The 19,490-nt window shown below is 55.7% G+C and carries 18 protein-coding genes and 1 pseudogene; 6 read left to right on the top strand and 13 right to left on the bottom strand.

What is annotated here, in order from left to right; genetic code table 11:
• The first annotated feature begins 69 nt into the window (after window positions 1-69).
• Together DA718_RS22705 and DA718_RS22700 are read left to right on the top strand one after the other, a co-directional pair.
• Window positions 70-240, top strand: a complete 171-nt coding sequence (locus DA718_RS22705; RefSeq protein ID WP_227015960.1) for a common pilus major fimbrillin subunit EcpA — start codon at window positions 70-72, stop codon at window positions 238-240.
• 821 nt (window positions 241-1,061) lie between these two features.
• Window positions 1,062-2,723, top strand: coding sequence for a hypothetical protein (locus tag DA718_RS22700; RefSeq protein ID WP_167492822.1), 1,662 nt, complete (start codon window positions 1,062-1,064; stop codon window positions 2,721-2,723).
• 19 nt (window positions 2,724-2,742) lie between these two features.
• On the opposite strand, the gene DA718_RS22695 is transcribed toward DA718_RS22700, so the two are convergent.
• Genes DA718_RS22695 through DA718_RS22680 form a run of 4 tightly spaced genes read right to left on the bottom strand, consistent with a single transcriptional unit; the run spans window position 2,743 to window position 5,807 of the window.
• The gene (locus tag DA718_RS22695) at window positions 2,743-3,426 is read right to left on the bottom strand and encodes an amino acid ABC transporter permease (protein WP_112214054.1); all 684 of its coding nucleotides are present in this window, start codon (window positions 3,424-3,426) and stop codon (window positions 2,743-2,745) included.
• Window positions 3,416-4,168, bottom strand: coding sequence for an amino acid ABC transporter permease (locus DA718_RS22690; RefSeq protein WP_167492821.1), 753 nt, complete (start codon window positions 4,166-4,168; stop codon window positions 3,416-3,418). The genes DA718_RS22695 and DA718_RS22690 overlap by 11 nt, the downstream gene beginning before the upstream one ends.
• A complete protein-coding gene (locus DA718_RS22685) occupies window positions 4,165-4,983 on the bottom strand; it encodes an amino acid ABC transporter ATP-binding protein (protein WP_112214055.1) in 819 nt (272 codons plus the stop codon). Before DA718_RS22685 ends, DA718_RS22690 begins: the two co-directional genes overlap by 4 nt.
• Window positions 4,984-4,997: 14 nt before the next feature.
• The gene (locus tag DA718_RS22680; RefSeq protein WP_110273847.1) at window positions 4,998-5,807 is read right to left on the bottom strand and encodes an ABC transporter substrate-binding protein; all 810 of its coding nucleotides are present in this window, start codon (window positions 5,805-5,807) and stop codon (window positions 4,998-5,000) included.
• Between the two features lie 663 nt (window positions 5,808-6,470).
• On the opposite strand from DA718_RS22680, the gene DA718_RS22675 reads away from it, so the two are divergent.
• Window positions 6,471-6,647, top strand: coding sequence for a hypothetical protein (locus DA718_RS22675; RefSeq protein ID WP_112214056.1), 177 nt, complete (start codon window positions 6,471-6,473; stop codon window positions 6,645-6,647).
• Window positions 6,648-6,754: 107 nt separating this feature from the next.
• Here DA718_RS22675 and DA718_RS22670 read toward each other — a convergent pair whose 3' ends face one another.
• The 5 genes from DA718_RS22670 to DA718_RS22650 are packed head-to-tail and all read right to left on the bottom strand — an operon-like array spanning window position 6,755 to window position 11,276.
• Complete coding sequence (locus DA718_RS22670) at window positions 6,755-7,450, bottom strand: ABC transporter ATP-binding protein (protein WP_112214057.1); 696 nt, start codon at window positions 7,448-7,450, stop codon at window positions 6,755-6,757.
• A complete protein-coding gene (locus DA718_RS22665) occupies window positions 7,443-8,225 on the bottom strand; it encodes an ABC transporter ATP-binding protein (protein ID WP_112214058.1) in 783 nt (260 codons plus the stop codon). Before DA718_RS22665 ends, DA718_RS22670 begins: the two co-directional genes overlap by 8 nt.
• Window positions 8,212-9,261: a branched-chain amino acid ABC transporter permease gene (locus DA718_RS22660; RefSeq protein ID WP_112214059.1), complete on the bottom strand. Its 1,050-nt coding sequence runs from the start codon at window positions 9,259-9,261 to the stop codon at window positions 8,212-8,214. The genes DA718_RS22665 and DA718_RS22660 overlap by 14 nt, the downstream gene beginning before the upstream one ends.
• A complete protein-coding gene (locus DA718_RS22655) occupies window positions 9,261-10,160 on the bottom strand; it encodes a branched-chain amino acid ABC transporter permease (RefSeq protein WP_112214060.1) in 900 nt (299 codons plus the stop codon). The genes DA718_RS22660 and DA718_RS22655 overlap by 1 nt, the downstream gene beginning before the upstream one ends.
• Window positions 10,161-10,169: 9 nt before the next feature.
• Window positions 10,170-11,276, bottom strand: a complete 1,107-nt coding sequence (locus DA718_RS22650; RefSeq protein ID WP_167492820.1) for an ABC transporter substrate-binding protein — start codon at window positions 11,274-11,276, stop codon at window positions 10,170-10,172.
• Between DA718_RS22650 and DA718_RS30520 the strand changes: the two are divergent.
• A pseudogene (locus DA718_RS30520) lies at window positions 11,269-11,416 on the top strand (hypothetical protein). The gene DA718_RS22650 and the pseudogene DA718_RS30520 sit on opposite strands and share 8 nt — an antisense overlap.
• Window positions 11,417-11,675: 259 nt before the next feature.
• On the opposite strand, the gene eutC reads toward DA718_RS30520, so the two are convergent.
• The 4 genes from eutC to DA718_RS22630 all read right to left on the bottom strand — a co-directional run bounded on the left by eutC (window position 11,676) and on the right by DA718_RS22630 (window position 16,919).
• The gene (gene eutC / locus DA718_RS22645) at window positions 11,676-12,452 is read right to left on the bottom strand and encodes an ethanolamine ammonia-lyase subunit EutC (RefSeq protein ID WP_112214062.1); all 777 of its coding nucleotides are present in this window, start codon (window positions 12,450-12,452) and stop codon (window positions 11,676-11,678) included.
• Window positions 12,449-13,837 (bottom strand): ethanolamine ammonia-lyase subunit EutB, encoded by a 1,389-nt coding sequence (locus DA718_RS22640; RefSeq protein WP_112214063.1) that lies wholly within the window; start codon window positions 13,835-13,837, stop codon window positions 12,449-12,451. The genes eutC and DA718_RS22640 overlap by 4 nt, the downstream gene beginning before the upstream one ends.
• An 11-nt stretch (window positions 13,838-13,848) precedes the next feature.
• Complete coding sequence (gene eat / locus DA718_RS22635; RefSeq protein ID WP_112214064.1) at window positions 13,849-15,228, bottom strand: ethanolamine permease; 1,380 nt, start codon at window positions 15,226-15,228, stop codon at window positions 13,849-13,851.
• A 308-nt stretch (window positions 15,229-15,536) separates the two neighbouring features.
• Window positions 15,537-16,919: a glycoside hydrolase family 28 protein gene (locus DA718_RS22630; protein ID WP_112214065.1), complete on the bottom strand. Its 1,383-nt coding sequence runs from the start codon at window positions 16,917-16,919 to the stop codon at window positions 15,537-15,539.
• Window positions 16,920-17,147: 228 nt separating this feature from the next.
• On the opposite strand from DA718_RS22630, the gene mmuP reads away from it, so the two are divergent.
• Both mmuP and mmuM read left to right on the top strand, forming a co-directional pair.
• Window positions 17,148-18,554 carry an S-methylmethionine permease gene (mmuP, locus tag DA718_RS22625; RefSeq protein WP_112214066.1) on the top strand — a complete coding sequence of 469 codons (1,407 nt, stop codon included), beginning with the start codon at window positions 17,148-17,150 and terminating at the stop codon, window positions 18,552-18,554.
• A complete protein-coding gene (mmuM, locus tag DA718_RS22620) occupies window positions 18,541-19,473 on the top strand; it encodes a homocysteine S-methyltransferase (RefSeq protein ID WP_112214067.1) in 933 nt (310 codons plus the stop codon). The genes mmuP and mmuM overlap by 14 nt, the downstream gene beginning before the upstream one ends.
• The last annotated feature ends 17 nt before the right edge of the window (window positions 19,474-19,490 follow it).

The raw sequence follows: 19,490 nt of genomic DNA, 5'->3' as shown, positions 1-19,490 counted from the left end.
AAAATCAGATGATCAAAAATCGATCTATTGCCTGAATAGAAAACGGCCGCATACCCTACCAACATCAAAATGATAGATACAGCTGCTGGCATTTTGGGCGACAATATTAGCGCGCTGTCAGGCTGTTACAATCATTTTGATCGCACCAGCGCTGAGTATTCCCTCACTTTCTGCATCAAGGGTACCCTGACGATACTACGGAAGTCACTGACTACGGTATGTTGCCGGACGATATCTTGAGCGGCGACGCCAGCGTACGGTTTGATGCTACCTGAACGAATGAATGTACTTTTCTGCCGGACCGTGTCAATTAATTAATTGATTTTTTGTCATATCAGAGCGGGACATTTTTCCTTCGCCTTTTTCATTGAAGGAATTCTGATGAAAAGTCGTATTCCGACCATTGTTCTCCTTCTATACGCAATTCAGCACACTCCTGATGCCACCGACATCCACGCTAAAGCTAAGTCGCGCGAAAGGAATTAAACAGTATTTTTCAGATAATAATCAATCATCACCTGCGGGAATGTTATAGTTGATAAAACCAGTGCTGATGTCGGTGATTGGCCATTGCTGTTGGCCCCTATTGTTATTACGATTACCCCCTCTTTCTGGGGCTAATAAAAGGACGTTTTTTTATCTTGAATTAATATTATATTCAATATGAAATGAAGGTGATATTTTATTTTCAGGGAGTGGTTATTTCATCTTACCTCTCTTTCTGTGACTATTCTTAATTTGTTTGGGTAATAATCCTAAGTATTAATTTTTGTTTTAATTTTTTATTTAATTCATTGATATTGTTGATTTTTTATTTGTTTGTTTTTAGTAATTCTAATAATGATGTGGTTTTTTCTTTAGCTGTTCTTACGATAACTTGTTCACTTTTTCTTTTTCTTCTCTTCGGTATTGACTCATTTTTAATAAACACATAGTCTTCTTTTTTCAAATAATATTATATGTCATGATCTCGATTTTGCAATCAGAGTTTTTCCATACATTTAATCGATTTTTCATATGCGCAGGAAATATATCTTAAGATTTTTTTAAGGGGGCGGGACGTGGTGGCAATTAATAACTTCATATTACTGGCGGTGCTTTGGGTTGTATTTTGTTTTACCCCGTTGGAAGTTGAGGCATACGGAAAGTATACTATGCCAGCAGTGTCTCAGTCGTTTGTTTTTATCGAAAATAGTGATGGTGGCTACTTTGTCGCAAGTAGTGACGGCCAACGGTCAATAATTGAAGGTGCTAATGTCTGGAATGATGAACTGAAAACCGAGAGGCAGCAGCTCGGTTTGGGACTGATGAGTCAGATTATTAATCAGTCCGTTATGAGGGATTCATACTATGATATGTGGATAGAGAATTCACCGGTGTCATATCCGCTTACCGGGCTTGCTTGCGACATAAGAAGTGCTCCGGATGCAAATTGCAATCTGACAGCAAGCATAGTACAGCCTCAGGCATCATCAGTTATTGATGAAAATGGTTTTTATGGGGTTGCGGTTTCAGGAGCGCTTCCCGAGCATGGAGGGACGCTGTCGAGTAGTTTTTATTCGTATCTGAAACAAATGGCTGTGGGAAGTAGCTTTACTATCACGATAAACCAGTGTTGGGTGGGTTCTGCCGACTATGTTAATCGTTGTGCAAATGATTATTCAAGTGGCTTCTGGTATTCGACTAAGGTGACTTTTACGAAAAGTGCACATATGAAAGTGCTGCATAACGGAGAAACTGATGAGGTTTTTATTAATAGTGATGGGGTGCCAACGCCGGGTGATGGAAACGTAAACTGTAAGGTACAGATCGTCAATACACAATCAGGAATGGTTTGTAAGTTGCTTGATTACACTCAGCAGAGTACAGGTCAGATTAATTCCTGGGGTGTTTTTTACCCAATGATGTTCAACTGGCCATTGGTAATGGCCCTGGCTCCAGGCGATATGTTGTTCAGTCCTGATGGCAGCCGTTGGGTAGATACATTGCAGTATGCCCAAAAAAGCGTTTCGTATAAAGATCTGCAATCATCAGGTTCTTTTTATATCTTTTTTTCGAATAATTATTTCAAAAAAATGGTGGAATTGGGCAATAGTGATACAAATATTGAGGATATATTGGATTTCCGTTTCGCTAACGCACTTGGGATTGCCGTGAATTCAGGGAGAAGTGTGTGGAGTTTACCGGTTTCAAACTCCCTGGTTATCAAACCCCGCGAATTCAGCATCAGTATCACCTCTGACGACTACAGCAATGCGCCAGTCCGTGAGGGTTACGTTGGCAGCAGCCAGCCATCACTGGACTTTAACTATATCGTCACCACCAGCGGTAAAACCGCCGCCGACGAGGTACAGATAAAAGTCACTGGGCCAACGGAGATAGTCAACGGGCGTCCGCACTGTATTTTCAGTTCCACGGAGCCGGTGGATAGAGTGCCGTTTCCGGCAACGCTCTCCTTTATGACCCAAGACGGCAAAACAAAAACTTACGACGTGGGTTGCGACGGCAACTGGCGGGATATGACGGATGCGCTATGGCTAAATTCCGCATGGACGGATATCTCAGGACTGCCCGGCGTAATGGATAAGGCGACGGTGAAGTTCTCGATTCTGATGAATGACATTATCTCGACGCGAACGCTGGGTCGCCACAGCGGCTGGTACGGCGAAGTGAACGCCTCGGGCGAAGTCCACGTTAAAGCGACGTGGCGCGATATCAACTAACCGCGCCATGTCGAATGATTTACCCGGCCGCTCTCGCATACCGACGATTCGCCAGCAGACTCAGGCCGCAGCACAGCAGATAATAGACCGCTCCGGTAAAGACGAAAATCGCCAGCGGATATATCTGCACCCGGTTATTGACCTGCCCGGCAACGGTAGTCAGTTCCGGTACGTTGACGATAAAGGCCAGCGAGGTGTCTTTAAGCAGGCCGATAAATATCCCGACCAGCGATGGCTGAACATTGCGTAAAGCCTGTGGTAGTAAGATCAGGCGAAGCGTCTGTCCGGGGGCAAACCCCTGTGTTAGCGCGGCTTCATACTGCCCGTGGGGCAGCGATTGCAGCCCCGCCAGCACCGAGTGCATCACCGAGGCGGCGGTAAACCACGCCAGCGCCACCGTGACGGTCACCGCCCCCGGCAGGTCGCTACCGGTGAGCATCGGTAGCAGATACCACAGCCAGAAAATCACGAAAATCAGCGGGATGCCGCGAATAATCTCCGCCCACAGAAATAATAATCGCCGCACAATCCCGTCATAGCGCCAGGCAATACCCGCCAACAACACCCCTCCGGGCAGCGCCAGCGCGGCGGCGCCGATAGCCATCAGCAGCGTTAACACCACGCCGCCGGGAATACCGTCCGCCAGTCGTCCCCACAGCAGATAGTCGAGGTTATCGACAATCACCGCCAGATTAGCGTTCATACCCGGCTCTCCTTTGCTGATGTTTTCCCGGACCGAAACGCGTCAGCGCCACGCCCATGACCACGCCAAGCGCCAGATACAGCACGGTGCCGACGGCAAAGGCCTCCAGCGCATGCGCGTTGTAACTCTCAATTTGCCGCACCTGATAGGTGAGTTCGGCAAAGCCGATTCCGCTCGCCAGCGAAGAGAGCTTCATCAGGTTCAAATACTGGCCGATAATCGGCTGCCAGGCGTTCGCCAGTCCCTGCGGCAGCAGAATGTGGCGCAGTTCCTGCCAGGGTGTGAACCCCTGCGACAGCGCTGCTTCCCGCTGACCATGGCTAACGGCGCGTAATCCGGAGGCGATCTCCTCAATCAGAAACGCTGAGGTAAAGACCCCAAGCCCCCACATTGAGCAGAGAAACTCCGGCGTCAGCCACCAGACGTTGCCCGGCAGAATCGACCAGCTGTGATCGTCATTGATAAAATCCCGCGCCCCAAGCGGCAGCAGATTCCAGGCGGCGAAATACCAGAACAGCAGTTGGACCAGCAGCGGCGTATTGCGAAACAGCGAAACCCAGGCCGCCACCAGCCAGCGTCCGGGCCGACCGCCGCCGAGGCGCAGCGCCAGCAGCAAGATAGCCAGCGCGGTCGCCAGAATCATCCCGGCGACGCTAACCCAGACGGTGGTGAGAAAACCGGAGATTATCCATTGCAGCGGCTGCCCGCTCAGCACGCCGTGCCAGTCGAGATGCGGGATCACGCCTCACTCTCCTGGTGCAACGGGTCGAGCACCTTTTGCAGAAAACGACGGGTGCGAGCGTGCTGCGGTCGGGCGAAGAACTCGGCCGGCGGCGCGACTTCGAGAATATCGCCGCCGTCGATAAATACCACCCGATCGGCAATCTCGCGGGCAAACTGCATCTCGTGCGTCACTACCACCATGGTGATCCCGCTGTGGGCGAGGGTTTTCATCACCTGCAAGACTTCGCCAATCATCTCCGGATCCAAAGCCGATGTGGGTTCATCGAACAGAATGATCTGCGGTGAAGAGGCGAGGGCGCGGGCGATAGCTACCCGCTGCTGCTGACCGCCGGAGAGCTGGGCGGGCATCTGCTGCGCTTTATCTTCGAGACCAACCTGTTTGAGCAGCTCTAACGCGCGTTCGCGGGCGGCGCTTTTGTCCCAGCCGTGAACCCGCTCCAGCGCGAGGCTGATATTCTCCTGCGCCGTCAGGTGGGCGTAGAGATTAAACTGCTGAAAGACAAAGCCGACCCGGCTGCGCAACTGGCGCAGGGCGCTGCCGGTGAGCTGGCGCGTCGGTTTGCCGTCAATTAAAATCTCGCCGCCGCTAAGGGATTCAAGCTGGTTGATCAGGCGGATCAGGGTTGATTTGCCCGATCCAGAAGGGCCGAGGATTGCCACCACTTCGCCGGGTTCGACCTGCAAATTAACGCCGTTCAGTACCCGGTGATCTCCGTAGCTTTTGGCGACATCGCGGAACTCAATACTGGCGCGTTGCAGATGCGAAAAATCCGCGGACGATGCCGCGGAGCGTGAAAATAGAGCCGATAACATAATGTATTTTCTGCTTATTTAGCTTCGATAGTAAAGGCGCGCGGCTGCGGGGTTTTGGTGCTCGGGCCAAACCAGACGTCGTAAATTTTGGCGGCTTCGCCGGATTTCTCCAGATTTACCAGCTCGTCGTTCACCGCTTTCAGCAGGGCCGGTTCGCCTTTCTTCACGCCAACGCCTATCTCTTCTTTGCTCAGCAGGTCAGGAATGATTTTGAAGTTCGCCTTGTCCGGCGCTTCCGCCAGCAGCCCGGCGAGAATGGTGCTGTCCTGAGTGATCGCCTGCACGTTACCGTTGCGCAGGGCGGTCAGCGCAAGCGGAATATCGTCATAAGAGAGCACACGTGACTGCGGGAAACGCTGATGCAGCGCCTGCTCACCGGTGGTGCCTTTTACCGCGCCGATGCGTGCTTTGCTGTAATCATCAAGTTTATCCGCTGATTTGGCCGGGACGAGGAACTGCTGGCCGGTCACGAAGTATGGCGTTGAGAAATCAATCACCTGTGCGCGTTCCGGGGTGATGGTGATGTCGGCGACGATCAGATCGGCCTTACCCGATTGCAGCAGCGGAATGCGGTTAGCCGGGTTAGTGGCGACCAGCTCCAGCTTCACGCCGAGAGATTTGGCCAGCGCTTCGGCGAAGTCCACGTCGTAGCCGACGATTTTATGCGTTTTCGGATCTACCGAGCCGAAAGGCGGGTTGGCGTCGAAGGTGGCGACTTTGACCACCCCGGCGGCTTTGATATCAGCTAATTGGTCGGCCTGAGCCTGCGCAGCGAGCACCAGAATGCCCAGCGCCAGCGCGATTTTTGTTTTTGCAATGCGCATAATTTATCCCCTGAATCCCTGTTTTGTTTTGTGTTAATCACGCTCCCACAAATTGACCGTCTGCGGCAAAGAAGAAAAAGTTCTTATCTATAACGAAAAAGAACTTAACAAAATTGTGGATATTGTTTATCCGGCTCTGTGCTACCAAACTGGGGACAAGTAGCCCGGACAGGTGCGTAGCACCGCCTCCGGGACGGTGTAGAAGTGTTCCGTTCACCACTATCACGCAGAAAATGTCTCACCGTGGTACGTGAACGGGTAAAGGGGGAGAAAACCGTCTCCCCCTTTACAATCCCCGCGGTCCCGCAAAGAAATCGGTGCTGCGCACTGCGCTCACCTCCCGGTCCTCAGCCTGCGGTCGGCTCAACTCGACATTACTCGTCCCATCCCTGGGACTCGCCCCTACGGGGCCAGAGCATCGCTGCATATCACGTCGTTTCAGAGGCATATCCGCAGCGGCATGAAAATCTCCCGGAGGCGGCGCTTGACGCGCCTGTCCGGGCTACCAGGCGTGTAACCCGGATAAGACGTTTACATCGCAATCCGGGAAAGGCCCGCAATATGCGTCCCACAGAATTACAAATCAGGAATTGATATTTCCCGCTCGCCGTCAACTGTGGTTGAAATAGACACAAGCAAAACGCTTCCCGACGGAGGAGAAAAATGAAAGTGGCACTATGGCAACGCATCACGGGCTGGCTGGCTTCTTTATCCAGCGGTGAAGCCGGGCAGCAGGATAGCCAACGGATCATGGAGGCAATATTACCGGTCGCCAGTCTCTACGGAATTGACCTCGGTAACGTGGAAACAAGGTGGTTTCGTCATGATAAAACATACTGAGCGGCGCAGGACGCGTGAAGCCTACTGGAATGAGGTGTGCTTTGTGTAGCGCGAGGCTGTTTGCGGTTGCGGCGACGCAGGAAGCGATGCCGCAGCCCTGAACAGCTTTATCCCCCCAGATACATCCGCTTGATTTCCGGATTCGCCAGCACCTCCGGGGCCGGGCCGGAAAGCATAATCTTCCCATTCTCCAGCACATAGGCGCGATCGGCGATAGTCAACGCCGCCGTGGCGTTCTGTTCTACCAGCAGCACGGTAATATTCTCCTCCCGCAGCAGCTTAATCGTCGCGAACAGCTCACCGACAATTTTCGGCGCCAGCCCGAGGCTTGGTTCATCAAGCATCAGTAAAACCGGTTCGCTCATTAACGCTCTGGCGATAGCCAGCATCTGCTGTTCGCCGCCGCTCATGGTGCCCGCCATCTGATTACGCCGCTCTTTGAGGCGGGGAAACAGGCTGTACATGCGATCGCGCAGGCGGGTAAATCCGGCGAGATTGTTGTAAGCCCCCATGCGCAGATTTTCTTCGATGGTCAGATTGGTGAAGATGCGCCGCCCTTCGGGGACCAGCGCCAGCCCCTTGCGTACAATTTGATGTGTCTGGCTGCGGGAGATATCCTCGTTGAGAAAATTAACGCGCCCCGTGGAGCGCACGAGGTTGACGATGCCGTTGAGGGTTGAGGTTTTCCCCGCGCCGTTGCTGCCGATTAAGGTTACGATCTCCCGGTCGTTGATATCAATATCAACGCCTTTCAGCCCCTGAATCACACCGTAAAACACTTTTAATTCGCGCGCGCTAAGCATAACGGACGTCCCCCAGGTAAGCGGAAATCACCTCCGGATCCTCAATGGCTTCGGACATCAGGCCGCTGAACAGCGGTTTGCCGTACTCCAGCACCATCACCCGCTCGCACAGCTTGTTGACGAACGGCATGTCGTGCTCAATCAGCAGCACGCTGAGCTGGTAGTCGTCACGCATACGGAAGATCAGGTCCGCCAGATCTTCCGTCTCTTTCGGGTTCATCCCGGCGGCGGGTTCGTCGAGCAGCAATAACTTAGGCGATGTCGCCAGCGCGCGGGCGATCTCAACCTTACGCTGGTTGCCGTAGCTGAGGTTGGTGGCCTGCATATCGGCAAAATGGGCGATGCCGATATCGTCCAGAATTGCCATCGCCCTGGCCTTCGCCGCTCGTTCAGCGGGGAAATAGCGGCCAATATGCAGCGCCGCTTCCAGCAGTGAATAGCGGCTGGCGCTATCAAGGCCGACCATCACGTTTTCTAATACTGTCATCGAGTTAAACAGACGGATATTCTGAAAGGTGCGAGCGATCCCGGCGTTGACCACCCGGTTCGGCTTCAGCCCTTTCAACGACTTCCCCGCCAGGGTCACGCTGCCGCTGGTCGGTTTATAGTTGGCGGTGATGACGTTGAACATGGTGGTTTTCCCCGCGCCGTTGGGGCCAATCAGGCCAAAAATTTCCGCCTCGTCGACGTGGAAACTGACGTTATCGATGGCCCGCAGCCCACCGAACTGCATGGTGATGTCCTGCACCTGCAAAATGACCTTATTTTGCGCCATAGCTGCGGCTCCTTTTGCCCACCTGCCAAATCTCTTTTTTGCCCAGAAGACCTTCGCGGGCGAACAGCATGATGATCAGCAGCAGCAGCGAGAACACCACCATTCGCAATCCCGGATACGCCCCGAGATCGTGACCGAAGAACTGGAGCGGCTGGTCGAGAAAGCGCAGCCACTCGCCGCTGCCGACTACCAGCACGGTGCCGAGCAGCGCGCCGGTGGTGCTGCCCAGGCCGCCGAGCACGATAATAATCAGCAACTGGAAGGTGAGCATAAAGTCGAACAGGTTCGGCGATATGGTGGTCAGCAGCGATGCCAGCAGGCCGCCGCCGATCCCTTCGAAAAAGGCGCTGGTGGCAAAAGCACAGGTTTTAATCCGAAACGTGTTTACCCCCATGGCGATGGCGGCGTCTTCATCGTCGCGCACCGCTTTCATCATTCGCCCGTATTTTGACCACACCAGTTGCAAAATCATCCCGGTCGCCAGTAGAGCAAACAGTCCGCACCAGAACAGCAGATGCGGCTGCTGGGGGATATCGTTGAGGCCAATCGCGCCGTTGGTGATCTGCGGATTGTTAATGGCGAGGATTTTAATAATAAAGCCGAAGCCGAGGGTGACGATCGCCAGGTAGTCGCCGCGCACGCGGAATACCGGGAAGGCAAGGCACACCGCCAGCGCCGCCGCGCACAGGCCGCTGATAAGCAACGCGGGCAGGAAACTGGCGTGCAGCACGAGGATCCACGGGCTGGGGGCGGCCATCTCAAACATATCCAGCTTGCTGCCGCCGGAAAGGATCAACAGAGCGGTGACGTAAGCGCCAACTGCCACAAAGCCGTTAGGCTCAAGCGACAGCTGGCCGGTGACGCCGTTGATCAGGTTGTAGCTGACAGCGAGGATCATAAAGACAAAAATGGTGCTGATGACGCGAATAATATAGTCGTTGAAGACCACGTTAATTCCGGTCAGCAGCGCAATGCAGATAACAATAATGACCAGGTTGCGCAGCTGCGCCCCGGCGGTCGTTGTCGCGTTGAGCATCAGAAACGGCTCCTTTCCAGACGTTCATCGCCCATAATGCCAACCGGGCGGAATAAGAGGACCAGAATCAAGAACATAAAGGCGAAGGCGTCTTTGTAGCCGCCCAGTTCGGGGAATAGCGCAACCGCGACCACTTCGGTAAAACCGAGAATAAAACCACCTAATACCGCGCCGGTGACGCTGCCTATTCCGCCAAGCACCGCGGCGGCGAAGGCTTTCAGGCCAATCAACACGCCCATCAGCGGGTCGATGGTCGGATAGCTAATCGAGTAGAACACCCCGCCCAGCGCCGCGAGGCTGCTGCCGAGAGCAAACACCAGCGAGATAATACGGTTGGCGTCGATGCCCATCAGACGCACGGTATTGACGTCGAAAGCCACCGCGCGGATCGCCATTCCGTAGCGAGTGCGGTACAGCAGCCAGAGGATCGCCAACAGCAGCAGAACGGTAATCAGCGGTACGATCCACGCCACGTTGGTGATAATGACGTCACCAAAGGCGCGAGTGTTGTTGAAGAATTCCGGCGCGGCGAAAAAGCGCGAGCTGCCGCCAAACAGCACGTTGAACAGGTTTTCGAGAAAGAAGCTGACGCCAATGGCGGTGATCAGCATCGAGATTTTTGATGCCTGGCGCAGAGGACGGTAGGCCACCCGGTCGATCAGCATTCCGAACAGGCCGCACAGCGCGAGGGTCAGGAAAACGGCTACCCCGAAGGGTAGCCCAATAGAAGAAAATAAAAACAGGGTGGTAAACGCCCCGACCATCATGACGTCCGCATGGGCGAAGTTGATCAGGCGCAGCACCCCATAAACCATCGTATAACCGATGGCAATCAGGGCGTACATGCCCCCGAGGCTCATTCCATTGACCACTTGCTGGAGAAAAATGGCACCATCCATCTGATATCCTTAAGGATTGACTACGGTACGAAACGCCAGCTTGCCATCCTTCACTTCGTTGATGACTGCGCTGCGGATAGCGTCGCCGTTTTGCAACGTCAGGGTGCCGGTCACGCCCTGGAAGTCCTTGGTGGCGCGAATTTTTTCATTAACGCAAACCCGGTCGTGCGGGTCGCTGCACTGGTTCATGGCGTTGATAATGACGTTATACGCATCCGCCGCCATCGCCCCCCAGGTATGGGTCGGCTGCTGATATTTTGCTTCCCAGGCTTTGATAAACACCTCGCCCGCTGGCGTTTGCTCTTTGGCGTTCGGCGAGTAGTAATCGGTAGTCATATAGCCGTTGACCGCATCTTTGCCGACGTCAAAAAAGACCTGATCCGCTGCCAGACCGTCGCCGCCGACCACCGGTTTGCTCAGCCCCAGCTGTTTCGCCTGCACGGCGATAAGCGCCCCTTCGGTGTAGTAAATCGGCATATAAATCATGTCGACGTTCTTCGCTTTCACGCTGGACAACTGGGCTTTAAAGTCTTTGCTGCCGCCGGGGGCCTGAACTTCGATAGGGATGGTGCCGCCGTTTTTCAGGAACTGAGTGCGGAAGGCCTTCGCCAGGCCGACGGAGTAGTCGTTGCTGCTGTCGAAGACGATGGCGGCGGTTTTGGCTTTCAGGTCGCGGGAGGCGAGGTTTGCGCCAACCACGCCCTGGAAGCTGTCGGAGAAGCAGACCCGGCTAACGTAAGGGTGGTTGCGGGTAACGCGGTCGTTGGTGGCGGTCGAGGAGACCAGCGGCGTTTTGCTGTCGTCGGCGATTTTGGTCATCGCCAGGGTATTGGAGGAGGTGACTTCGCCGATCACCGCGTCGACTTTATCGCTGGAAACCAGGCGCTGCATGGCGTTAGCGGCTTCGACCTTGTCGCTCTTATCGTCAATCACAATAAGCTTAACGGTATCGCCATTTTTTAATGCCGGGGTAATGCTCTGAATAATATCCAGCCCTTTTTGTGATGGCTGTCCGTAGCCGCTCAGCGCGCCGCTCAGCGGTAATACCACGCCGATTTTAATTTCAGCTGCCTGCACGCTATTTGCACCGACCAACGCGACAACCAGCGTGGCCATTAAAGACGCTTTCCCGGAAAAATTTTTCATTGCTACCTCACCGTCGGTCAATCGATTATTTATGCTTAACCATCAATGACTGCATAACATTGAGAAATAACCCACCACATGAGTTGGCGAATTATTGGCTGTTATTTTGAATAGATAACGAGATATATTTAATGCGCAGATTTACCTTACCGCTTTCGTTTCGTTTTTACTCATGCAATATTCTTATTACCTGCAGAAAAGGGCATAAGACTGATGGCAACACCGTTTTTCGTACGGCCAATACATTTTGCCGGGTGGCGGCTGACGCCTTACCCGGCCTACAAAATTCGCAATTTCAGCACGTTCCATAATATAATATTCAGCTGCGCCAGGAATATTAAAAATCTATTCTTCTGCTCGCGTGGCCAATTATTTTAATTGGCTCAAAGGTTTTATTTTTCCATGCAGCGCCGGGTTATCGCTTTCATCTTTCAGGCGCACCCCGGTTAGTCGCCGCAAAAATGCCTGCTCCAGTAGCCAGGCCAGCTTAAAGGCGGCGGCGTCATAGCTCAGCCCCTCCGGGCGAATATTGGAAATACAGTTGCGCTCCGACTCCAGCCGCTGACGATGTGGCTGCCAGGTCAAATAAACGCCAAGGCTATCCGGCGAAGAGAGCCCCGGCCGCTCGCCAATCAGAATCGCTACCGCTCTGGCCTTCAGCGTTTCGCCAATATCATCGCCCAGCGCGACCCGCGACTGGTGCGCGAGCACCACCGGAGCAAGGCTCAATCCAAGCGTTTCCAGATAGGGGAGAAGGGCACGGATCAGCGGCAGCGCCTGGCGCTGTACGGCGTATGACGACAGCCCGTCGCCAATCACTATCAGCAAGTCGGCGGGACGCACGCCGCTGGCGGCCAGATCGGCGCGGCTCGCATCGTCCAGGCGTCGTCCCAGATCCGGGCGATTCAGGTAGATATGACGATCGCTGGCGGCGCTGTGGACGGTCAGCGAAGAGAGGCCCAAATCCGCCAGCGGCTGTTCTAACTGGTCGCTGGCGAAGGGCTGGTGGATGGCGTCGCGCGCCCTGGCGTGAGCGAGGCCGAAATTGAGCACTTCTCGGGTCGGCAGGCTCGCGCCGCTACGGCCCAGCGCAATCCGCGCATCGGTAAATTCACGTAGCGGGTTCCAGGCGTCGGGAGGATTCATACCGGTTCTCCTTGCGGCAGGACGGAAAGTAGCGGATGGCGGGCGTCGGTCAGACGCAGCGCACCGTGGCGGTCAATAATCTGCATCTTCGCCAGCCACTCGGCAAACTCCGGCGCATGTTTTAAACCCAGCAGGCGGCGTGCGTAAAGGGCATCGTGAAACGAGGTGCTTTGATAGTTGAGCATAATATCGTCAGCTCCCGGTACGCCGATCAGGAAGGTCAGTCCGGCGGTGCACAACAGCGTCAGCAGGGTATCCATATCGTCCTGATCCGCTTCGGCATGGTTGGTGTAGCAGACGTCGCAGCCGATAGGTAGCCCCATCAGCTTGCCGCAGAAATGGTCTTCCAGCCCGGCGCGGATAATCTGCTTGCCATCGTAGAGATATTCCGGGCCGATAAAGCCCACTACCGTATTGACCAGCAGCGGCTCAAAATGGCGGGCAACGGCATAGGCGCGGGCTTCGCAGGTCTGCTGGTCAACGCCGCGATGGGCATTGGCGGAAAGACAGCTGCCCTGGCCGGTTTCAAAATACATCACGTTGTTGCCGAGCGTGCCGCGATTAAGGCTGAGCGCCGCTTCCCGGGCCTCCTGCAGCAGCGCCAGATTAATGCCGAAACCGCTATTGGCGGCCTCGGTCCCGGCCACCGACTGAAACACCAGATCCACCGGCGCGCCGCGTTCGATCAGCTGTAAGGTGTTGGTGACGTGGGTCAAAATGCACGACTGGGTGGGGATAGCGAAGCGCTGAATAATATCGTCGAGCATATGGTTAAGCTGCGCCAGAACCGGCAGGCTGTCGCTGGCCGGATTAATACCGATCACCGCATCCCCCGCGCCGTACAGCAGGCCGTCGAGCATACTGGCGGCGATCCCTTTCATATCATCGGTGGGGTGATTCGGCTGCAGGCGCACGCTGAGATGCCCCGGCAGGCCAATAGTGTTGCGAAAGCGCGTGACGACCCGGCACTTGCTGGCGGTGAGGATCAGATCCTGGTTACGCATCAACTTGCTGACCGCCGCTGCCATCTCCGGGGTGATCGCCCTTGCGACCTGGCGTAGTGCCGTTTCGTCGGTGGCATCATCGAGCAGCCAGTCGCGAAAATCGCCGACCGTCAGATGGCGAATCGCCGCAAAGCCCCGACTGTCGTGGGTATCGAGTATCAGGCGGGTCACTTCATCCTGCTCGTAGGGAATCAGCGGATTAGCGAGAATTTCCGTCAATGGCACCTCCGCCAGCGCCATTTTAGCAGCCATCCGCTCTTCGGCGGACTCGGCGATAACCCCTGCCAGCGCGTCACCGGAACGCGCCGGGGAGGCTTTCGCCATCAGTGTCTTCAGACTATCAAAACGCCATACCTGGCCCGATAGCGTGGTTTTATACATGTGTCGACTCCTCAGGAGACCGTGCGCAGTTGCGGATCCATCGCCGCGCGTTGGCGGGCACCTGCGGTCTTGCGAAACCACAGATAGCCGCCGAGCATCATGGCGGCGAAAATCAGCGCCAGCAGCGGGTTGTACCAGACCATCGCCACCAGGCAGAGTACCGCCATCGCCAGGGCAAAGGCGGGTGCCAAGGGATAGAGCGGCGCGCGGAACGGGCGAATCAGCTTCGGCTCGCTGCGGCGCAGTTTAAACAGCGCCGCCATCGAGGTGATATACATAACAATAGCGCCAAATACCGACATCGTGACGATACAAGCGGTCAGCGGCATCCCGCTAATGGTGATCAGCGAATCAGAGAAGATGGCGGCGATACCGACCACGCCGCCAGCGAGGATCGCCAGATGCGGGGTGCGGGTACGGCGGTTCAGCGTCGCCAGGCTGGCGGGAAGATAGCCCGCACGCGCCAGGGAGTAAATCTGCCGTGAGTAGCCCATGATAATCCCGTGGAACGACGCCACCAGGCCGAACAGCCCCAGCCACACCAGCATATGTAGCCAACCGCTGCTGTTGCCAACCACCATTTTCATCGCCTGCGGCAGCGGGTCGTTGATATTGGACAGCGTCCGCCAGTCGCCGACGCCCCCGGCAAAGACCATCACGCCAATCGCCAGTACGGTCAGGGTCAGAATGCCGCCACCCAGCGCCCGGGGAATGGTGCGCTGCGGGTCTTTAGCCTCTTCGGCGGCCATCGATGCGCCTTCAATCGCCAGAAAGAACCAGATAGCAAACGGGATCGCGGCAAACATGCCCGGCAGCGCCAGGCCGCTGAAGCTCTCCGCGCCCGCCCAGCCGTTAGCGGTAAAGTGGCTCCAGGAGAAGCCCGGCGCAACCACGCCCATAAACACCAGCAGCTCGAAGATGGCCAGCAGGGTGACCACCAGCTCAAAGGTGGCGGCAATGCCGACGCCGAGAATATTCAGCGTCATAAATATGAGGTAAGCGCCGCAGGCTACCCATTTCGGGTCCAGCGCCGGAAACTGCACGTTAAGGTAGGCGCCGATGGCCATGGCAATGGCGGGCGGGGCAAAGACAAACTCAATCAGGGTCGCAAAACCGGCAATAAAGCCGCCGGTCGGGCCAAAAGCGCGGTAGGCGTAAGCAAAAGGCCCGCCTGCATGTGGAATAGCGGTGGTCAGCTCGGTAAAGCTAAAAATAAAGGCGCAGTACATGGCGGCAATCGCCAGCGCGACAATCATAAAGCCCAGCGTCCCGGCCTGGGACCAGCCGTAGCTCCAGCCGAAATACTCCCCGGAAATAACCAGCCCAACGGCAATCCCCCATAAGCGGAAACTGCCGAGCGTTCTTTTTAGCGTTGTGGTTTGCTCTGTCATTGTCGATGCCTCGCCAGATAATGTTATCCAGATGACTGCAAAGAGAGTGCCAGGTCATACCACTTATAAACGCTGTGGTTTAAGAACCTATCCCATTAGGGCTATCTTATTTGCCAGTTTGGCCCTGGGCAGTGCTCAGAATCCTCACGTACTACGTGTACGCTCCGGTTCTTGCGCGCTGTCCGTGTCCAAACTGCCTGCAACGATTACGCCTACTGGGATAGGCTCTAAGCCAGTGACGATCAAAAAAAGGGCAGACCACACCCGGCGGAAGAGTCGCCGTGGTGCAGCTGCCCGCAAATGTGGCGTTACTGGTGAACGATAGCCCCCGCGTCTTTTTGAATCGCCGGGCCTTCTTTCACCTGCAGATTAAGCCCTTTGGTCTCCAGCTCGGCATTACGAATGCGCAGGCCGTGGGCGGCTTCGATATTGACGTTGGTAAAATGGAAACCGCTCAGCGGCGCTTCCGGGGTGCCGATAATGTAGGCTGCCGCTTTGCTGGCACCAGTCGAAGTTAAGTTCTCAACGGTGATATTGCTGAAGTGTGGGGTCTTGTATTTGTCGAACGGCTGTTTTGGATCGCTGTCCGGCGGATAGATCTGCTCGCCGAGGGTAAAGCCGCCCGCCTGTAGCAGCTTATCGACTTCGGCCTGCACAATCGGCGCGGCTTTGTAATAGGCGGAGAAGACCAGCGGGACTTCGACGTTATGCATTTTGGTATTACGGTAAACGATGTTTTTCACCTCGCCGCCCTTACCGCGCGGGCTTTTAATGCGGATACCGTACATCGAACCTTCAAAGGTATTATTTTCCACCAGCACGTTGTTCACGCCACCCGCGCTCTCGCTGCCGATGGAGATCCCTCGCCCCTGCTTCAGGGTGTTATTGGCGATATAGATATTATCCACCACGCCGTTCGGGAAGCGCGGGTCGGCTTTCTCGGCTTTAATGGCGATATGGTCGTCGTTGCAGTCGATATAGTTATTGGTAATGCGGATATTCTGGCTATCAATAGGGTCGATGGCGTCGGTATTCGGCGCATGCCACGGCGAAAGAATACTCGTGCCGTTGATATCGACATCGTGTGCGTAGCGGGTGACTACGTGGAAGCTGGGTGAATGGGTGAGGGTCACGCCGTCAATCAGCACGTTGCTGGAACGGGTGATGTAAATCAGTCGTGGCCGATCGGTGCCGCCTTTTTTGCCTGTCGCGCGGATATTCTCACGCCAGCGCTCCCACCACACCGCGCCCTGACCATCGATGGTACCTTCGCCGACGATAGCCACATTTTGCGCGTCGGCGATGCTGATAAACGGCAGCCAGCCGTTTTCCGCTTCGGCGTATTTAGTTTTGTCATCGCCACGGTAAGCAGCCACTTCGGTTGAGGCCACCAGGGTGGCGTCTTTCTCCAGCTTGAGCTGAATATTGCTCTTCAGGAACAGCGGGTTGGTCAGAAAGTTACCTTTCGGCACCAGTACCGTCCCGCCTCCGGCGGCGGCGCAATCATCAATCGCCTTTTGAATCGCGTCGGTATTGAGCGCGATTTGCAGCCGATGGCCTTCAGCGCCGTACTGGGTAATGTTGCAGATTTTATCGGGAAACTTAACCGAGGTGGCGGCCTGCGCGGCGTGCAGCGGTAAAATGCCGACAGCTACAGCGGCGGCCCACAGAGGTAAAGTGCGGGTTGACATAGCATCATCCTTTTATGGTTTGTTGTTTTGTAAAATTAGCACCATTGTTTTGATTTTATGAGTGCGGCGATCACGATTTGCACGTTGCCGTTATTTTGCCCATAAGCAGCGCTGATGATTTGGGCGGATGCATAGATGGTGAATGAGGTCGCTTTGCAATTTTCCGGCGGGCACGGTATAACGAACCTTCATTTGGATGTTTAGATGTCCATACGCTTAGAAGGTAATATGCAAACAACACAACAACAAGGTGGGCAGCTCAAGCGCACCATGAAGACCCGCCACCTGATTATGCTGTCGCTGGGTGGCGTTATTGGCACAGGGTTATTCTTTAATACCGGCTATATCATCTCCACCACCGGGGCGGCGGGGACGCTGCTGGCCTACCTGATTGGCGCGCTGGTCGTGTGGCTGGTGATGCAGTGCCTGGGCGAGCTCTCCGTGGCGATGCCGGAAACCGGCGCATTTCACGTCTATGCCGCACGCTACCTCGGCCCGGCGACAGGGTATACCGTGGCGTGGCTCTACTGGCTGACCTGGACCGTCGCGCTTGGCTCCAGCTTTACCGCCGCTGGATTCTGTATGCAGTACTGGTTCCCGCAGGTGCCGGTATGGGTGTGGTGCGTGGTGTTCTGCGTGGTGATTTTCGCCCTCAACGTTATCTCTACCCGCTTCTTTGCCGAAGGTGAGTTTTGGTTCTCTCTGGTGAAAGTCGTCACCATCATCGCTTTTATTATTCTTGGTGGGGCGGCTATCTTCGGCATTATTCCGATGCAGGATGGTTCGCCTGCGCCTGGGCTTTCGAATATTACCGCCGAGGGCTGGTTCCCGCACGGCGGTCTGCCGATCCTGATGACCATGGTGGCGGTAAACTTTGCCTTCTCCGGCACCGAGCTTATCGGCATCGCGGCGGGGGAAACGGAAAATCCGCATAAAGTCATTCCGGTGGCTATTCGTACCACTATCGCCCGACTGATTATCTTTTTTATCGGCACCGTCTTCGTGCTGGCGGCGCTGATCCCGATGCAGCAGGCGGGAGTGGAGAAAAGCCCGTTTGTGCTGGTGTTTGAAAAAGTCGGCATTCCTTACGCCGCAGATATTTTTAACTTCGTGATCCTGACGGCGATTCTGTCGGCGGCTAACTCCGGGCTTTACGCCTCCGGGCGGATGCTGTGGTCGCTGTCTAATGAAAAAACGCTACCGGCCTGCTTTACCAAATTGACCAAAAACGGCGTACCGTTGACGGCGATTTCGGTGAGCATGCTCGGTGGAGTACTGGCACTGTTCTCCAGCGTCGTGGCCCCGGACACGGTGTTTGTCGCGCTGTCGGCGATCTCCGGTTTTGCGGTGGTGGCGGTATGGCTGAGCATCTGCGCCTCGCATTTTATGTTCCGCCGTCGCCACATTCAGCAGGGGAGAGCGCTCAGCGAGTTGCACTATCGCGCGCCGTGGTATCCGTTGGTGCCGGTGCTGGGATTTGTTCTGTGTCTGGTGGCCTGCGTGGGGCTGGCGTTTGACCCGAGTCAGAGGATTGCGCTGTGGTGCGGGATCCCGTTCGTGGCACTGTGTTATGGTGCGTATTATCTGACTCGTTCACGGAAACTCACCCAGGAGCCTCAACATGTCGCAGAATAATCCGTTAACCGCCATCCTTGACGTACAGCCCTTTGTCCTGCTGGACGGCGCGATGGCGACGGAGCTGGAAGCGCGCGGCTGTAACCTTGCCGATAGCCTGTGGTCGGCGAAAGTGCTGGTCGACAATCCGGACCTTATCCGCGAAGTCCACCTCGACTATTTCCGCGCCGGCGCGCAGGTGGCGATCACCGCCAGCTATCAGGCCACTCCGGCGGGCTTTGCCGCTCGCGGGCTGGATGAAGCGCAGTCGAAAGCGCTGATTGGCAAAAGCGTAGAGCTGGCGCGCAAAGCGCGTGAAGCGTATCTCGCTGAAAATTCGCAGGCGGGGACGCTGCTGGTGGCCGGTTCCGTTGGGCCGTACGGCGCATTTCTGGCGGATGGTTCGGAGTATCGCGGCGATTACGCCCGCAGCCATGAAGCGTTTCAGGCGTTCCATCGTCCGCGCGTGGAAGCCTTGCTGGACGCCGGGGCCGATCTGTTAGCCTGTGAAACCCTGCCGAATTTTGCCGAAATTAAGGCGCTGGCGGAGCTGTTGAGCGCGTATCCGCGCGCGCGGGCGTGGTTCTCGTTTACCCTGCGCGATGCGCAGCATCTCAGCGACGGCACGCCGCTGCGGGAAGTGGTTGCCGTGCTGGCAGACTACCCGCAGGTGGTGGCGCTGGGAATTAACTGTATCGCCCTGGAAAATACCACCGCCGCGCTGGAGCATCTGCATAGCCTGACGGCGCTGCCGCTGGTGGTTTATCCGAACTCCGGCGAGCACTATGACCCAGAAACCAAGACCTGGCACCATCACGGCGAAGCGTGCGCCACGCTGGCGGGGTATTTACCCCAGTGGCTGGCGGCGGGCGCGAAGCTGATTGGCGGCTGCTGTCGGACGACGCCGAAGGATATTGCCGAATTGAACGTGCAACGTTGAGCGTGTGCCGGATGGCG

It is taken from the genome of Klebsiella huaxiensis (genome assembly GCF_003261575.2).
Classification (GTDB): Bacteria; Pseudomonadota; Gammaproteobacteria; order Enterobacterales; family Enterobacteriaceae; genus Klebsiella; species Klebsiella huaxiensis.
This window is presented reverse-complemented; position numbering and strand designations above follow the sequence as displayed.

Excerpts from the sequence above, each read along its gene's own strand:
- DA718_RS22705 (WP_227015960.1), top strand. The coding sequence starts at position 70 with ATGATAGATACAGCTGCTGGCATTTTGGGCGACAATATTAGCGCGCTG.
- DA718_RS22695 (WP_112214054.1), bottom strand. The coding sequence starts at position 3,426 with ATGAACGCTAATCTGGCGGTGATTGTCGATAACCTCGACTATCTGCTG.
- DA718_RS22685 (WP_112214055.1), bottom strand. The coding sequence starts at position 4,983 with ATGTTATCGGCTCTATTTTCACGCTCCGCGGCATCGTCCGCGGATTTT.
- DA718_RS22680 (WP_110273847.1), bottom strand. The coding sequence starts at position 5,807 with ATGCGCATTGCAAAAACAAAAATCGCGCTGGCGCTGGGCATTCTGGTG.
- DA718_RS22675 (WP_112214056.1), top strand. The coding sequence starts at position 6,471 with ATGAAAGTGGCACTATGGCAACGCATCACGGGCTGGCTGGCTTCTTTA.
- DA718_RS22670 (WP_112214057.1), bottom strand. The coding sequence starts at position 7,450 with ATGCTTAGCGCGCGCGAATTAAAAGTGTTTTACGGTGTGATTCAGGGG.
- DA718_RS22665 (WP_112214058.1), bottom strand. The coding sequence starts at position 8,225 with ATGGCGCAAAATAAGGTCATTTTGCAGGTGCAGGACATCACCATGCAG.
- DA718_RS22660 (WP_112214059.1), bottom strand. The coding sequence starts at position 9,261 with ATGCTCAACGCGACAACGACCGCCGGGGCGCAGCTGCGCAACCTGGTC.
- DA718_RS22655 (WP_112214060.1), bottom strand. The coding sequence starts at position 10,160 with ATGGATGGTGCCATTTTTCTCCAGCAAGTGGTCAATGGAATGAGCCTC.
- DA718_RS22650 (WP_167492820.1), bottom strand. The coding sequence starts at position 11,276 with ATGGCCACGCTGGTTGTCGCGTTGGTCGGTGCAAATAGCGTGCAGGCA.
- eutC (WP_112214062.1), bottom strand. The coding sequence starts at position 12,452 with ATGAATCCTCCCGACGCCTGGAACCCGCTACGTGAATTTACCGATGCG.
- DA718_RS22640 (WP_112214063.1), bottom strand. The coding sequence starts at position 13,837 with ATGTATAAAACCACGCTATCGGGCCAGGTATGGCGTTTTGATAGTCTG.
- eat (WP_112214064.1), bottom strand. The coding sequence starts at position 15,228 with ATGACAGAGCAAACCACAACGCTAAAAAGAACGCTCGGCAGTTTCCGC.
- DA718_RS22630 (WP_112214065.1), bottom strand. The coding sequence starts at position 16,919 with ATGTCAACCCGCACTTTACCTCTGTGGGCCGCCGCTGTAGCTGTCGGC.
- mmuP (WP_112214066.1), top strand. The coding sequence starts at position 17,148 with ATGCAAACAACACAACAACAAGGTGGGCAGCTCAAGCGCACCATGAAG.
- mmuM (WP_112214067.1), top strand. The coding sequence starts at position 18,541 with ATGTCGCAGAATAATCCGTTAACCGCCATCCTTGACGTACAGCCCTTT.